The sequence below is a fragment of the Pseudomonas paralactis genome (genome assembly GCF_001439735.1).
Classification (GTDB): domain Bacteria; phylum Pseudomonadota; class Gammaproteobacteria; order Pseudomonadales; family Pseudomonadaceae; genus Aquipseudomonas; species Aquipseudomonas paralactis.
In genome coordinates this window covers 200088-213170 of record NZ_JYLN01000008.1, presented here as the reverse complement: position 1 = coordinate 213170, position 13083 = coordinate 200088, and the positions used below count along the sequence as shown (strand labels likewise).

Genomic DNA, 13083 nt, shown 5'->3' with positions numbered 1-13083 from the left:
AATATTCAAGACCCGCGAGGAGTAGTGATGAGCGAGGCGTTGTCCATCCACCATGACCAGGCTGGTCATCAGTTCGAGACCAATGTGGACGGTCATCGTGCCTATCTGACCTATATGGACCTCGGGAAGCAGACCCTGGATATCTATCGCACGTTCGTGCCCAACGCGCTGCGCGGACGAGGCATTGCCGCCGCGTTGACCGAAGAAGCCCTGAAGTTTGCCGAAGAGGCCGGCTACACGGTGATCCCGTCGTGCTCTTACGTCGAACGCTACATGGAGCGCCACCAGCGCCATGCTGCAAAGCTGTAACTGACCAGTTGCCAATAAAAACGCCGGGCTTAGCCCGGCGTTTTTGTGTGCGCGAAACAGGTGCTGGCTCAGGTGCGTTTGCGCTGGGGCAACACGTCCTTGAGCTTGGCGTGCATGCTGCGCAGAGTGGTTTCGGTCGCCGCCCAGTCGATGCAGGCATCGGTGATCGACACGCCGTACTGCAAGTCGGCCAGATCCTTTGGAATCGCCTGGCAACCCCAGTTCAGATGGCTTTCGACCATCAAGCCGATGATTGACTGGTTACCTTCCAGGATCTGGTTGGCGACGTTTTCCATCACCAGCGGCTGCAAGGCCGGATCCTTGTTGGAGTTGGCGTGGCTGCAGTCAACCATGATGTTTGGCTTGATCTTGGCTTTGTTCAGCGCCTGTTCGCACAGGGCGACACTGACCGAATCGTAGTTGGGCTTGCCGTTGCCGCCGCGCAGCACCACGTGACCGTAGGCGTTGCCCTTGGTGGTGACGATGGAGACGCCGCCTTCCTGGTTGATACCCAGGAAACGGTGAGGGCTGGAGACCGATTGCAAGGCGTTGATCGCAACAGTCAGGCCGCCGTCGGTGCCGTTTTTGAAGCCTACGGCCGAAGACAGGCCGGACGCCATTTCGCGGTGGGTCTGCGATTCGGTGGTGCGTGCGCCGATGGCCGACCAACTGATCAGGTCCTGCAGATACTGCGGGGAGATCGGGTCCAGTGCTTCGGTAGCGGTGGGCAGGCCCATTTCAGCCAGGTCCAGCAACAATTTGCGCCCGATGTGCAAGCCGTCCTGGATCTTGAACGAGTCGTCCAGGTACGGGTCGTTGATCAAGCCTTTCCAGCCGACGGTGGTACGCGGTTTTTCGAAATAGACGCGCATCACCAGGTACAGGGTGTCGGACACTTCCGCAGCCAGCACCTTGAGACGCTCGGCGTATTCGTGGGCAGCCTTGAGGTCGTGGATCGAGCAAGGCCCGATCACCACGAAGAGGCGGTGGTCGGTGCCGTCGAGAATGTCACGGATGACTTCGCGACCCTTGGTGACGGTCTGCAGGGCAGCGTCGCTCAGGGGGATTTCGCGCTTGAGCTGATCGGGTGTGATCAGGGTCTCGTTGGATTCGACGTTAAGGTCATTGATCGGTAAATCAGCCATCGTGTTACTCGCCAGGGTCACGGGTGCCGGCCGCCAGCTATCCCCGTGCGGCGGGCACAGCATGATTTGAATACAGGGGGGAGGAACCTTAGCGCGTAACACGGGCCCGCGACAATGGGCAAAGCCCGGTTTAATCCAGCGCAGGCTGCACAACCGCCTCATGGGAGAACTCGGCGGCGTGGCGCGACACCCAATCACGGGCCATGGCTTCCAGTTGCGCAGGTGTTGGCTCGGCGTTTTCGTGCAGGCGGCAGTAACGTTCAATCTGGCACACTTGCTCGCCCATACGCGCACCGAACAAGGCGTGCTCATCGGTAAAGCATATGCCGACGCGATAAGCGTCTTCGCTTCTGCGGCACCAGGCTACATAGCCGGGATATCGGGCGCTTGGCCCCAGGGAGGGGATATGCAGGTCGACCGCCGTGCCTGGGCGCCAGGCTCGCGGCCAATTGCAGGCGACGCCGCCGCGGCCGATAGTATGCAGGCGCTGGCGGGGCAGGGCAGGAGAGGGACGTTGGATCAACTCGACAGCGACATCATCAGGGTGAGGTAAAAAACGACCCATGTACACGGACTCCGAGCGCCGTCCGGTTGACGGCAGTGGCAGCAGTATAGTGAAGGAACTGGAATTGACCGACCTGGATATTGACCAGCAATTGCTGGGATTGCCAGGTATTTCGCTGGTAGTGTTCACCAGTGTCGGCTGCTCCAGTTGCCGTTGGGCGCGCCAGCAACTGCCGAGCTGGCAGTTGCCGGTGGACCGCGTGTGCTGGGTCGATGCCGGGCACAATGGCGGTGCGGTCGAACGCTACCAGATCTTTCATTTGCCGGCGTTGTTCCTGGTGTGCGAGGGTCAGTTCCTTGGGCAATTACAGACACGGCTTACGGCAGCCGACCTCGCCGAATCTGTAAATCAGGCGCTCACCCGCACACCAGAGGATTTGCCATGACAGCCCTTTCATCCCGGTCGCCACGCATTGGCATTATTGGTACCGGTGCCATTGGCGGTTACTACGGCTTGATGCTGGCGCGCGCCGGCTTCGATGTGCATTTCCTGCTGCGCAGCGAGTATGCAGCGGTCAGTCAGCATGGCCTGCACGTCAACAGCACAGTGCATGGCCAGTTGCACCTGCATCCGGTTCAGGCCTATGCCTGCGCCGCCGACATGCCGCCGTGCGATTGGCTGTTGGTGGGCACCAAGTCCACCGGCAACGTGGACCTGGCGCCCACCATCGCCCAGGTCGCGGCGCCGAACGCCAAGGTAGTGCTGCTGCAAAACGGCCTCGATGTGGAGGACAGTCTGCGTGAACATCTGCCCGCGTCGCTGCACCTGCTGGGCGGGCTGTGCTACATCGGCGTGCACCGATCCGCACCGGGTGTGGTCGAACATCAGGCCCTGGGCCGGGTCAACCTGGGGTATCACAGCGGTACGGCCGCCAACGACGAGGCGCAGCAGAAGGCAATTGTTGAAGAGGGCGCCGGGTTGTTTCACCGCGCCGGCATCGAGTCCCAGGCCATGGCCAACGTCCATCAGGCGCGCTGGCATAAGCTGGTGTGGAACGTGCCGTATAACGGCCTGTCTGTGTTGCTGGGCACGGGTACCAAGGCCATGATGGCCGATGAGTCCAGCCGCGAATTGATCCAGGCCTTGATGGCCGAAGTGGTGCAAGGCGCTCATGCGTGTGGCCATGACATTCCTGCCAGCTACGCCGGACAGATGTTCACCATGACCGAAACCATGGACGACTACCTGCCCAGCATGTATCACGATCACGTGCACAAGCGCCCGTTGGAATTGGCGGCGATCTACGCCCGGCCTCTGGCCGCCGCCAGGGCGGCCGGTTGTGAGCTGCCGCGAATGCAGGCGCTGTACCAGGCCTTGAGTTTTATTGATCGGCACAATGGCTGACTGAAGGGAGACACCATGGCAAAGGCGTTGGGTGACAAGCTGGTGCTGGCGATTTCGTCACGGGCGCTGTTCGACCTCAGTGACAGTCACAAGGTTTACCTGGCTGAAGGTGTTGAGGCTTACCGCAAATACCAGATCGAACACGAGGAAGAAACCCTTGAGCCCGGCGACGCCTTCCCGTTGGTCAAGAAACTGCTGAGCCTTAATGCCAGCTTGGGCCGTGCGCGGGTCGAGGTGGTGCTGGTGTCGCGCAACAGTGCCGATACCGGGCTGCGGGTGTTCAACTCGATCCAGCATTACGGCCTGGATATTTCCCGCGCCGCTTTTGTCGGCGGGCGTAGTCCCTATCCCTATTTGGCCGCCTTCGGTTGTCATCTGTTTCTCTCGACCCATGCTGAAGATGTGCGCAGCGCCCTGGACGCCGGTTTTGCCGCGGCGACGATCTTGTCGGGCGGTGCGCGCCGGGCTTCGAGCGAAGAACTGCGCATCGCATTCGACGGCGACGCCGTGTTGTTTTCCGACGAGTCCGAGCGTGTCTACCAGGCCGGCGGGTTGGCAGCCTTCCAGGCCAGCGAGCGCGAGTCGGCGCGCCAGCCGTTGCATGGTGGCCCGTTCAAAGGTTTCCTGGCGGCGCTCAACCTGTTGCAGCGCGAGTTTGCCGATGACGCCTGCCCAATCCGCACGGCGCTGGTCACCGCACGTTCGGCCCCGTCCCATGAGCGTGTGATTCGTACGCTGCGTGAGTGGGATATCCGCCTGGACGAGTCGCTGTTTCTCGGTGGTTTGGAAAAATCCGCCTTCCTGGAGGCCTTTGCCGCCGATGTGTTTTTCGATGATCAGGCCGGTCATTGTGAGAAAGCCAGGGAGGTGGTAGCCACCGGGCACGTGCCCCATGGCATCAGTAACGAGTTGAGAATCCAGACCGAGAGCTAGCTGCTAAGCTCATTCAATCCCCGCCATCCTGGCAGCCCAGGAGGTTCTATGATTCGTTCGATGCTGTATGCCACGGACCTGGGTCTGTATGCGCCGTATGTGATGCAACATGCGCTGGCGCTGGCGCGAACGTTCAAGGCTGACCTGTATGTGATCCATGTGGTCGAGCCCATTGGGTTGTTCGCCGAATCGGTGTTACAGAGCTACCTTGATGAGAAGGCCCTGAGCGAATGGCAGAGCCAGGGGTTGAGCACGGTCATGGCAACCATCGAACAGCGCGTATTGGACGGCTTTCGCGAGGAGTTGGGGGAGGGGGAGCAGGACCTGCAATTGATTCGTTCGGTCAGAGTGATCCAGGGGGATCCGTGCGAGGTGATTCTCGACCAGCTGCGAAAACTTTCCGTCGACTTGCTGATCGTAGGAAGTCATAGCCAGGCAACCGGCGTGGCCGTGCCCCTGGGCCGTACCGCTGCGCGCGTGTTGCAGCTGTCTCCGGTGCCGGTTTACCTGGTGCCATCGCTGCAGCGTCGACGCAGCGAGGACTGCTGATCGGTAAAAACGATAAAAAGTTCTAGATTTATCCGTCTAACCTTTAATATAGTTATATACCGTCGCTGATACCCGTGGCGTCTATCTGCTTTGAGGGATTGATATGAAGCTTCAACAACTGCGCTACATCTGGGAAGTGGCGCACCACGACCTCAACGTTTCCGCTACCGCTCAAAGCCTTTACACCTCGCAACCCGGTATCAGCAAGCAGATCCGCCTGCTCGAAGACGAGTTGGGCGTCGAAGTGTTCGCTCGCAGTGGCAAGCATCTGACCCGCGTCACCCCGGCTGGCGAGCGCATCATCACCACCGCCGGCGAGATCCTGCGTAAAGTCGAGAGCATCAAGCAGATAGCTCAGGAATTCTCCAACGAGAAGAAGGGCACCCTGTCGATCGCTACCACTCACACTCAGGCGCGTTATGCATTGCCGCCGGTGATTCGCGATTTCATCAAACAATACCCGGACGTGGCCCTGCACATGCACCAGGGCTCCCCGATGCAGATCGCCGAGATGGCCGCTGATGGCACCGTCGATTTCGCCATCGCCACCGAGGCCCTGGAGTTGTTCGGCGACCTGGTGATGATGCCGTGCTATCGCTGGAACCGCTGCGTGGTCGTGCCTCAGGGCCACCCTTTGGCCAAGCTGCCGAAGCTGACCCTGGAAGCCCTGGCCGAATACCCGATCGTGACGTATGTATTCGGGTTTACCGGCCGCTCGAAGCTCGACGAAGCGTTCAGCCATCGTGGCCTGACGCCAAAAGTGGTGTTTACCGCGGCGGATGCCGACGTGATCAAAACCTATGTTCGCCTGGGCCTGGGCGTCGGCATCGTTGCCAAGATGGCGGTCGACACCAACCTCGACAAAGACTTGGTTGTGCTGGATGCCAGCGAATTGTTCGAGTCGAGCGTGACCAAGATCGGTTTCCGTCGCGGCACCTTCCTGCGGGGGTTCATGTGCGATTTCATCGAGAAGTTCGCACCGCACCTGACCCGCGAAGTCATGGCCAAGGCGATCCAGTGCCACAACAAGCAAGAGCTGGAAGATTTGTTCGACGGCGTTGAATTACCCGTCCACTGATCGCGATGACCTTGTAGGAGCGAGCTTGCTCGCGAAGATCGCCAACGTTAACGCGGGGTGCCAGGTTGTATGCGGCGCCCTTGCGTTCCTTCGCGAGCAAGCTCGCTCCTACAGGGAAGCTGCAGGTTATTTTGCCTCGGTAACCGTGAAGTATTGCCGAGCGCCTGCCACTAGAATCTCTACCTCATCGCCTTCAAACTTGCCCAGCAGGCTTTTGCCCAGCGGCGAGCGCGGGGTGATGACGGTCACCGGTTGCCCGACCACATCGACTTTCAACCCTGCCGCATCCGGCGCCAAAAATAGCCACTGCTGACGACCGTTCTCGTCTTCCAGGCCCAGCAGCGCACCGACTTCTATCCCGCGTTGTTCATCGTACCCTCGCAACTGAAGGTTCTGGCACAGCGTCAGCGATTGCTTGATCTCCTCGACCCGCTTGGCCTGTCCGGCCGCCAGGTATGAAGCTTCCAGCCCAAGGGTGTCGTATTTGTTTTCGGCGATGTTTTCTTCGTGGGTCGCGGTTTCGTAGGCGGTCTGCGCGGCGCGTTGGGCAATATCGAGGTCGGCGGTGAGTTTTTCCAGAATCAACTGGAGGACGGCGTGTTTATTCATGGTCTTTAATCGCAAAATTGCAGGACATTGGCCCGAGTCTTTTCACTGGGGGCGTTCTGGTCCTGTTGCAGCCAGAACTGGCATTTGGGGTTGGACAGGTTGCGCGCATTACTGCGGGCCTGGTCCAGAGCCTGTTGTTGTTCCTGCTTTTGCAGGTTTTGTTGATACTGCTCGAACATGCGGTTCGGTGGCTGCGGCACCACAGTGGCCGGCTCGCCCAGCTGCTGAACCGCCTGGGCCACGGGTTCCAGGCTTTGGGGAAACAGATAACGCGACGCCAGCCAGGCGGTCAGCGCAATGGCGATAAACCCCAGCCACACGCCTGCGGCAATCGCGATGCACAGCTTGAACAGTGACAGCTGACGGACAGACATGATGGCCTCCTGGCAGGCATTGATGGCGGGGTGGCGATTGTCGCACAGCCACCTTGCAGAATAATCGCGATCAAGCCTTCTGCATCAGCGCATTTATGCGGACAATCGAGCCTTTGGACGATGGAGCCCGGAATGAAAGCCCGCTGGGATATTTTTTGCAGCGTCGTCGACAACTACGGCGACATCGGCGTGACCTGGCGCCTGGCCCGGCAGTTGGTGGCGGAGCATGGCTGTGAGGTGCGCTTGTGGGTCGATGACCTGCGGGCGTTCGAGCGCATGTGCCCGCAAATTGATGTGCAGGTGGACCAACAATGGCAGGAAGGCGTTGAGGTGCGGTACTGGCCGGCCGAGTGGCCGGGCGCGCAGTCGGCCGATGTGGTGATTGCCGCATTCGCCTGCCAGCTGCCGCCGCCCTATATGGAGTGCATGGCCGAGCGTGAGCGCCCGCCGTTGTGGATGAACCTGGATTACCTCAGCGCGGAAGACTGGGTGGTGGGCTGTCATCGCCTGCCTTCGGTGAAGTTCAAGGGTGTGCAGAAGTACTTTTTCTTTCCTGGCTTTCGTCCCGGCACCGGCGGCTTGCTGCGTGAAGCCGGGTTGGTGGAACGTCGCCAGGCTTTTCAGCAGGATGACGTTGCACAACGACACTTCCTGCAGAGCCTGGGCGTGTCTCCTGCAAGCGGGGCACGCTTGATCTCGTTGTTTGCCTATGAGAATCCCGGGCTGGCCGGTTGGCTGGACGTGCTCGCCATGGAGGGGCGCGCGACTCACTTGCTGGTGCCCGAAGGGCGCATTTTGGGAGATGTGCAACGCTGGTTGGGCGTGACTCGCTTGTCGGCGGGCGACATCCAGGTGCGCGGGGCGCTGACGGTGCAGGTCATTGCGTTCATGCGTCAGGAGCAATATGACCATTTGCTGTGGTGTTGCGAGTTCAACGCCGTGCGCGGTGAGGACTCCTTCGTCCGCGCCCAGTGGGCGGGGAGGCCGCTGCTGTGGCATATCTATCGCCAGGATGAAGACATCCACCTGGATAAGCTCGATGCCTTCCTTGAGCTGTACACCGCTGCACTTTCGCCAGCCGCCAAAGCGGCTGTGGTTGCGCTTTGGCAAGCCTGGAACGCTGATGGCGATATGGCACAGTCGTGGAAAATGCTGCTGGAACACTGGCCCGAGGTGAGCGAGCACGCGCAGAACTGGTGTCTGGAACAGGGCTTGCAGGCCGATCTTGCGACGGCGCTGGTACAGTTTTATGAAAGTTGGATATGATACGCCACCTTGATTTTTGTAAATCCCATCCAAATTTCGGATATATGCAATGAAAACTGGTAAAGAACTGAAACCCGGTACAGTGATCCGTCTCGAAAACGACCCTTGGCTGGTTCAGAAAGCTGAGTTCACCAAGTCTGGTCGTAACAGCGCAATCATGAAGACCAAGCTGAAGAACCTGCTGACCGGTTACAAGACCGAGATCGTCTACAGCGCCGACGACAAACTGGACGACGTGATCCTCGACCGCAAGGAAGCGACCCTGTCCTTCATCAGCGGCGACACCTACACGTTCATGGACACCACTGACTACACCATGTACGAGCTGAACGCTGAAGATATCGAAGCCGTTCTGCCGTTCATCGAAGAAGGCATGGAAGACGTTTGCGAAGCGATCTTCTTCGAAGAGCGCCTGGTTTCCGTAGAGCTGCCGACCACCATCGTGCGTAAAGTTGCCTACACCGAAGGTTCCGCTCGCGGCGACACTTCGGGCAAGGTGATGAAGCCTGCCAAGCTGAGCAACGGTACCGAACTGCAAGTGGCCGATTTCATCGAAATCGACGACCTGATCGAGATCGACACTCGCGAAGGTGGTTCGTACAAAGGTCGCGCCAAGAAGTAATTCTGGCCCCGCCGGTACGCAAAAAGCCCGACCTTACGTCGGGCTTTTTTGTGGGCGTCTGTTTATCAGACCGTTACATGCAAGCGCACATCCACATTGCCGCGGGTGGCGTTGGAATACGGGCACACCTGGTGGGCGGCGTCGACCAGACTTTGCGCATCCTCCTGGGCCAGGCCTGGCAGGCTGACGTGCAGGTCGATATCCAGGCCGAAACCGCCGGGGATCTGACCGATACCCACATGGGCGGTGATGGAGGCGTCATCCGGGATTTTGCGTTTGGTCTGGCTGGCGACGAATTTGAGTGCGCCGATAAAGCAAGCGGAGTAGCCCGCGGCGAACAACTGCTCCGGGTTGGTGGCCTGGCCACCGGCACCGCCCAATTCCTTGGGGGTAGAGAGTTTGACGTCGAGGATGTTATCGCTGGAAACAGCGCGACCATCACGGCCGCCAGTGGCGGTGGCTACTGCGGTATAGAGCGTTTGCATGGGCGTTCCTCTTTGTTTGTTAGCGCTAAATGTTTGTGCGCTAAGTAGTTGGTGAGGCCAATGTATAGCGCTAATGTTTTGCGCGCAAGCTAAATATCTTGCTTGCTGAATTTTAATGTGAGAGGGAAAGCCCTAATGCCAGCCAATCAATGCTCTGTAGGAGCGAGCTTGCTCGCGAAAAACTCACAGGCGCCGCGCTTATTGAGCAAGCACGCGTTATCGTTGACGTTTTTTCGCGAGCAAGCTCGCTCCGGCAGAGGGTAATGTCGGCTTGATTTGCAGCTTTTAGATTGTGTTCTGCAGGTTGCCGCGCAGCGCGATCAAGTCCGCCTGCAGCTTGCGTATTTGTTCCAGCGCCATCCCGCTCGCGCCCAGAATGCATTGGGGAACATCCTTGGCCTTGCTCTGCAAGGCGCGCCCGGCGTCGGTCAACTCCACCACCACCACGCGCTCATCTTCGCGGCTACGGGTGCGGCTAAGCAGGCCCTCGGCTTCCAGGCGTTTGAGCAGAGGCGTGAGGGATCCGGGGTCGGTCAACAGGCGGTTGCTGATTTCGCTGACGGTCAAACCATCCTCTTCCCACAGCACCATCATGGCCAGGTACTGTGGGTAGGTGAGGCCGAGCGCTTGGAGCAAGGGTTTGTACACCTTTGTCATCAGCAACGAGGTGGAATGCAAGGCGAAACACAGCTGATTGTCCAGCAGCAGCGATTCGCAGGGATCAGGATTTTTACTCATGGGGTGCCTCGTGAAAGCGTGTCTACGCTGGAATCTAGCGGGCAAATCTTTAATGCGCCAGGTAATTCTGCCTGGCGGGTCAGATCAGGCCGCTTTGCAAGGCCTGATCCCAGGGCGGCACCGGGCTGAAGCGCGACTTGAGGTATTCAAGGAGCAAGCGGCTCCGTGCGTTGGGCTGTTGTTCCAGACGCAGCGCATAAATGCCGGCAGTCTCCGGGCTGGGTAGGCCGTTTTCACAAAACAGCGGTAGCAGCTCACCCCGTACCAGGTATTCACTGGCAAGCCAGGTCGGCAAATGCGCAATGCCCAGCCCCGCCAGCGCACCGCTGAGCAGGGCTTCGGCATTGTTGGCGCTCAGGCGGATGCGCCGCGGACGGTAAGTGGTGCGGCGTTCATCGTGCTCAAAGCGCCAGGCAAACATCGGTGCCAGGCCATCCCAGTCAAGCCCGTCATGCTCGCTCAGCTCCCGAGGATGGGTCGGTGTGCCGCGGCTCTTCAAATAGGCCGGGCTGGCACAGGCGATCCTCACGATGCTTGCCAGCGGGGTGGCGATTAACCGCGTGTCTACGATGTGCCCGGCGCGCAGCACTAGATCAACCTTGCCCAGATGTGCACCCTGCATATCGACAAAGCTGTCGATCAGATGCAGATGTACGTCGAGGCCCGGGTATACGTTCAAAAAATCTGCGATCACCGGCGCCAAGTGCCGTCGACCGAATGCTGCAGGCGCATCCACTCGGATCAAGCCTTCCGGCGCGTGGCTCAGGGACACTGCTTCGGCCCGCGCCAGCTGCAACTCGCTGACGATCCGCCGGGCCCGTTCGGCAAAGGCCAAACCCGCCGGTGTGGGCACCACCGCATGGGTGCTGCGCTGGAACAGCTGGCTGCCCACTGAGCTTTCCAGGCTGTCGATGCGCCTGGCCACCGCTGAGGGTGTCAGCGGATGGCGCCTTGCGGTGGCGGAAAAGCTGCCGGTTTCCAATACATCCAGAAACAGGCCCAGTTGTTCGGTGAGAGTATTGGGATTCATCGGCAAGCGCTTGTGCGAGATTGGCACAGCCATTGTGCGTTGCTGTGCGTTTCCGCGCTAGAGCCGACTGCGTAGCATGCATGGCTTGGGATGAAGGAGTAGTGCGGTGTTGGATTTAGTGATGTACCTGATATTGGGCGCGGCCCTGGGCACGGTAGGTGGACTGTTTGGCATCGGCGGCGGGCTGATTGCTATCCCGGTGCTGGGCGTACTGTTCGGCCTGGATCAGCAAATCGCCCAGGGCACCGCTTTGGTCATGGTGGTGCCCAATGTGATGCTTGCTCTGTGGCGCTATCACCAGCGTAACCGCATCGAGTTGCGTCACGCCTTGCCGTTGGCTGTGATGGGGTTCTGCTTTGCCTGGCTGGGGTCCATCTGGGCGGTGGGGCTGGATGCGGGTGCGATGCGTATCGGCTTTATTGCGTTTCTGGTGGCGCTGTCGGCCTACAACCTGCTGCGCATGTTCACCCGCAACGCGCCGCCCACGGCGCAGATGCGCTACTCGTGGCCGTGGCTTGGGGTATTGGGTGCGGCGTCGGGTTCCATGGGCGGATTGTTCGGGGTCGGAGGCGCGGTGGTCGCCACGCCGGTACTCACCAGTGTGTTCGGCACCACCCAAGTGGTTGCCCAGGGGTTGTCGCTGGCCTTGGCCCTGCCCAGCACCGGCGTGACCCTGGTGACTTATGCCTGGCACCACGAGGTGGACTGGATGATCGGCTTGCCGCTGGCGGTAGGTGGCCTGCTCAGTATCAGTTGGGGAGTGAAAGTCGCACATGCCATGCCGGAGCGCCTGTTGCGTGGTCTGTTTTGTGGTTTTTTGGTGGTGTGCGCGGTGATGCTGACCTTTAAAGTTTGAAGCCCTCAACGATGTACTCCGCCAGGCATTCGGTGATCGGCGACGTCATCTGCGGGTTGCGCAGCAAGCGCAGATTCATCGAAGGCAGCGGTGGAAAGCCTTCATCGCTGCCCAGCACCCGCAGGTCGTCGGTGATCAGGCTTTCCATGCTGACCATCGCCGCCAGGCCGGCACTGACCACCGCCTGGATCGCCGCACCGTTGGAGCTGTGATAGGCCAGGCGATAATCCCTTCCGGCCGCATCCAGAGCGGCGCGTGCCCAATGGGTGTACAGGCAGTCGTCGCCGGAAATCGCCAGTGGCAGGGCATCGTGCTCATCCACGCAGAAACACGGTGACGCAGCCCACACCATGCGTTCAGTGCGTAACAACTCACCGATATCATTGCCGGGCTCGCGGCTGATAACGGTCAGCGCCAGGTCACGACGTTGCATTAATACGGACGACGCCTCGCAGTGCATCTCAAGCTGAATCAGTGGGTACGCCTTGGAAAACTGCTTCAGGATCCCCGGCAAAAAACGCATGACGTAGTCATCCGGCGTGCCGATGCGTACCAGCCCCACCATATGCGGCTCGCGCAGGGTGTTGAACACTTCGCTGTGCAGTTTCAGGATGCGCCGCGCATACCCCAGCAGCACCTGACCCTCGGGTGTGAGCCGCACCTGTCGGCCATCACGCTCGAACAGCTTGCGCTGCAACACATCCTCCTCCAGGCGTTTCATCTGCATGCTCACCGCCGATTGCGTGCGGTTGACCAACTCACCGGCGCGGGTAAAGCCGCCCTGGTCGGCAATGGCGACGAAGGTGCGCAGCACGTCAGTGTCGATACTCGGGTAGCCGGACAATTGATCAATCTCAGAGATGTATCGCATAAGAAACATTCGTTGGATTGATCATAGCGCCAGGCCCACACTTTCGTCATCCCCACTGGAGGGCGAGAAGATGAAAGGCCAGAAAGGTTCTGTATTGCTGAATAAAGGGGCGTTTGCCGGGCTGTTCCATAGGCTTGCGCGTTGGCAGTTATTGCATCAGGAGCGCAACTTGCTGGCGACCTTGAGCGATGACGCACTCAAGGACATTGGGCTCAACCGCGCCGACATCGAGCAGGAAAGCCATCGGCATTTCTGGGAAGACCCGCTGCGCAAATAAGCCAGGATGCAGTAGGGTAGGGGGCGAGCCTT

18 protein-coding genes are annotated in these 13083 nt (G+C 59.8%); 10 read left to right on the top strand and 8 right to left on the bottom strand.

Annotated elements, in window-relative coordinates; genetic code table 11:
• Nucleotides 1-27 precede the first annotated feature (27 nt).
• Nucleotides 28-309 carry a GNAT family N-acetyltransferase gene (locus TX23_RS20575; RefSeq protein WP_003189869.1) on the top strand — a complete coding sequence of 94 codons (282 nt, stop codon included), beginning with the start codon at nucleotides 28-30 and terminating at the stop codon, nucleotides 307-309.
• A gap of 68 nt (nucleotides 310-377) precedes the next feature.
• Here TX23_RS20575 and TX23_RS20570 read toward each other — a convergent pair whose 3' ends face one another.
• Nucleotides 378-1454: a 3-deoxy-7-phosphoheptulonate synthase gene (locus tag TX23_RS20570; protein WP_057703781.1), complete on the bottom strand. Its 1077-nt coding sequence runs from the start codon at nucleotides 1452-1454 to the stop codon at nucleotides 378-380.
• Between the two features lie 130 nt (nucleotides 1455-1584).
• The gene (locus tag TX23_RS20565; protein ID WP_057703780.1) at nucleotides 1585-2019 is read right to left on the bottom strand and encodes a PilZ domain-containing protein; all 435 of its coding nucleotides are present in this window, start codon (nucleotides 2017-2019) and stop codon (nucleotides 1585-1587) included.
• Here TX23_RS20565 and TX23_RS20560 point away from each other — a divergent pair.
• The 5 genes from TX23_RS20560 (at nucleotide 2018) to cysB (ending at nucleotide 5923) form a co-directional block, all read left to right on the top strand.
• Nucleotides 2018-2404 (top strand): thioredoxin family protein, encoded by a 387-nt coding sequence (locus TX23_RS20560; RefSeq protein WP_057703779.1) that lies wholly within the window; start codon nucleotides 2018-2020, stop codon nucleotides 2402-2404. The genes TX23_RS20565 and TX23_RS20560 overlap by 2 nt on opposite strands.
• Nucleotides 2401-3363 (top strand): putative 2-dehydropantoate 2-reductase, encoded by a 963-nt coding sequence (locus TX23_RS20555; protein WP_057703778.1) that lies wholly within the window; start codon nucleotides 2401-2403, stop codon nucleotides 3361-3363. Before TX23_RS20560 ends, TX23_RS20555 begins: the two co-directional genes overlap by 4 nt.
• A 15-nt stretch (nucleotides 3364-3378) precedes the next feature.
• The gene (locus tag TX23_RS20550) at nucleotides 3379-4296 is read left to right on the top strand and encodes a 5'-nucleotidase (protein WP_057703777.1); all 918 of its coding nucleotides are present in this window, start codon (nucleotides 3379-3381) and stop codon (nucleotides 4294-4296) included.
• Between the two features lie 48 nt (nucleotides 4297-4344).
• A complete protein-coding gene (locus tag TX23_RS20545; RefSeq protein WP_057703776.1) occupies nucleotides 4345-4845 on the top strand; it encodes a universal stress protein in 501 nt (166 codons plus the stop codon).
• A 103-nt stretch (nucleotides 4846-4948) separates the two neighbouring features.
• A complete protein-coding gene (gene cysB, locus TX23_RS20540) occupies nucleotides 4949-5923 on the top strand; it encodes an HTH-type transcriptional regulator CysB (RefSeq protein WP_005786423.1) in 975 nt (324 codons plus the stop codon).
• Between the two features lie 126 nt (nucleotides 5924-6049).
• Here cysB and TX23_RS20535 read toward each other — a convergent pair whose 3' ends face one another.
• Both TX23_RS20535 and TX23_RS20530 read right to left on the bottom strand, forming a co-directional pair.
• Complete coding sequence (locus TX23_RS20535) at nucleotides 6050-6532, bottom strand: GreA/GreB family elongation factor (protein ID WP_057703775.1); 483 nt, start codon at nucleotides 6530-6532, stop codon at nucleotides 6050-6052.
• A gap of 5 nt (nucleotides 6533-6537) precedes the next feature.
• Nucleotides 6538-6906, bottom strand: coding sequence for a hypothetical protein (locus TX23_RS20530; RefSeq protein ID WP_057703774.1), 369 nt, complete (start codon nucleotides 6904-6906; stop codon nucleotides 6538-6540).
• A gap of 132 nt (nucleotides 6907-7038) precedes the next feature.
• Here TX23_RS20530 and earP point away from each other — a divergent pair, with 132 nt between their 5' ends.
• Both earP and TX23_RS20520 read left to right on the top strand, forming a co-directional pair.
• Nucleotides 7039-8172 carry an elongation factor P maturation arginine rhamnosyltransferase EarP gene (earP, locus tag TX23_RS20525; RefSeq protein ID WP_057703773.1) on the top strand — a complete coding sequence of 378 codons (1134 nt, stop codon included), beginning with the start codon at nucleotides 7039-7041 and terminating at the stop codon, nucleotides 8170-8172.
• A 49-nt stretch (nucleotides 8173-8221) separates the two neighbouring features.
• Nucleotides 8222-8794: an elongation factor P gene (locus TX23_RS20520; RefSeq protein ID WP_003172723.1), complete on the top strand. Its 573-nt coding sequence runs from the start codon at nucleotides 8222-8224 to the stop codon at nucleotides 8792-8794.
• A gap of 65 nt (nucleotides 8795-8859) precedes the next feature.
• Here the strand turns inward: TX23_RS20520 and TX23_RS20515 are convergent, their stop codons facing one another.
• The 3 genes from TX23_RS20515 to TX23_RS20505 form a co-directional block, all read right to left on the bottom strand.
• A complete protein-coding gene (locus tag TX23_RS20515) occupies nucleotides 8860-9279 on the bottom strand; it encodes an organic hydroperoxide resistance protein (protein WP_005786430.1) in 420 nt (139 codons plus the stop codon).
• Nucleotides 9280-9564: 285 nt separating this feature from the next.
• Entirely contained in the window at nucleotides 9565-10017 is a 453-nt protein-coding gene (locus tag TX23_RS20510) for a MarR family winged helix-turn-helix transcriptional regulator (RefSeq protein WP_057703772.1), read from the bottom strand.
• Between the two features lie 79 nt (nucleotides 10018-10096).
• On the bottom strand, nucleotides 10097-11047 hold the full coding sequence (locus TX23_RS20505) for a LysR family transcriptional regulator (protein ID WP_057703771.1): 951 nt from the start codon (nucleotides 11045-11047) through the stop codon (nucleotides 10097-10099).
• Nucleotides 11048-11153: 106 nt separating this feature from the next.
• Between TX23_RS20505 and TX23_RS20500 the strand changes: the two genes are divergently transcribed.
• Nucleotides 11154-11903, top strand: coding sequence for a sulfite exporter TauE/SafE family protein (locus TX23_RS20500; RefSeq protein ID WP_057703770.1), 750 nt, complete (start codon nucleotides 11154-11156; stop codon nucleotides 11901-11903).
• On the opposite strand, the gene TX23_RS20495 is transcribed toward TX23_RS20500, so the two are convergent.
• Nucleotides 11893-12774 carry a LysR family transcriptional regulator gene (locus TX23_RS20495; protein ID WP_057703769.1) on the bottom strand — a complete coding sequence of 294 codons (882 nt, stop codon included), beginning with the start codon at nucleotides 12772-12774 and terminating at the stop codon, nucleotides 11893-11895. The genes TX23_RS20500 and TX23_RS20495 overlap by 11 nt on opposite strands.
• A gap of 70 nt (nucleotides 12775-12844) precedes the next feature.
• Here TX23_RS20495 and TX23_RS20490 point away from each other — a divergent pair, with 70 nt between their 5' ends.
• Entirely contained in the window at nucleotides 12845-13051 is a 207-nt protein-coding gene (locus TX23_RS20490; RefSeq protein ID WP_057703768.1) for a DUF1127 domain-containing protein, read from the top strand.
• Nucleotides 13052-13083: the final 32 nt, after the last annotated feature.

Excerpts from the sequence above, each read along its gene's own strand:
- TX23_RS20575 (WP_003189869.1), top strand. The coding sequence starts at position 28 with ATGAGCGAGGCGTTGTCCATCCACCATGACCAGGCTGGTCATCAGTTC.
- TX23_RS20570 (WP_057703781.1), bottom strand. The coding sequence starts at position 1,454 with ATGGCTGATTTACCGATCAATGACCTTAACGTCGAATCCAACGAGACC.
- TX23_RS20560 (WP_057703779.1), top strand. The coding sequence starts at position 2,018 with ATGTACACGGACTCCGAGCGCCGTCCGGTTGACGGCAGTGGCAGCAGT.
- TX23_RS20565 (WP_057703780.1), bottom strand. The coding sequence starts at position 2,019 with ATGGGTCGTTTTTTACCTCACCCTGATGATGTCGCTGTCGAGTTGATC.
- TX23_RS20555 (WP_057703778.1), top strand. The coding sequence starts at position 2,401 with ATGACAGCCCTTTCATCCCGGTCGCCACGCATTGGCATTATTGGTACC.
- TX23_RS20550 (WP_057703777.1), top strand. The coding sequence starts at position 3,379 with ATGGCAAAGGCGTTGGGTGACAAGCTGGTGCTGGCGATTTCGTCACGG.
- TX23_RS20545 (WP_057703776.1), top strand. The coding sequence starts at position 4,345 with ATGATTCGTTCGATGCTGTATGCCACGGACCTGGGTCTGTATGCGCCG.
- cysB (WP_005786423.1), top strand. The coding sequence starts at position 4,949 with ATGAAGCTTCAACAACTGCGCTACATCTGGGAAGTGGCGCACCACGAC.
- TX23_RS20535 (WP_057703775.1), bottom strand. The coding sequence starts at position 6,532 with ATGAATAAACACGCCGTCCTCCAGTTGATTCTGGAAAAACTCACCGCC.
- TX23_RS20530 (WP_057703774.1), bottom strand. The coding sequence starts at position 6,906 with ATGTCTGTCCGTCAGCTGTCACTGTTCAAGCTGTGCATCGCGATTGCC.
- earP (WP_057703773.1), top strand. The coding sequence starts at position 7,039 with ATGAAAGCCCGCTGGGATATTTTTTGCAGCGTCGTCGACAACTACGGC.
- TX23_RS20520 (WP_003172723.1), top strand. The coding sequence starts at position 8,222 with ATGAAAACTGGTAAAGAACTGAAACCCGGTACAGTGATCCGTCTCGAA.
- TX23_RS20515 (WP_005786430.1), bottom strand. The coding sequence starts at position 9,279 with ATGCAAACGCTCTATACCGCAGTAGCCACCGCCACTGGCGGCCGTGAT.
- TX23_RS20510 (WP_057703772.1), bottom strand. The coding sequence starts at position 10,017 with ATGAGTAAAAATCCTGATCCCTGCGAATCGCTGCTGCTGGACAATCAG.
- TX23_RS20505 (WP_057703771.1), bottom strand. The coding sequence starts at position 11,047 with ATGAATCCCAATACTCTCACCGAACAACTGGGCCTGTTTCTGGATGTA.
- TX23_RS20495 (WP_057703769.1), bottom strand. The coding sequence starts at position 12,774 with ATGCGATACATCTCTGAGATTGATCAATTGTCCGGCTACCCGAGTATC.
- TX23_RS20490 (WP_057703768.1), top strand. The coding sequence starts at position 12,845 with ATGAAAGGCCAGAAAGGTTCTGTATTGCTGAATAAAGGGGCGTTTGCC.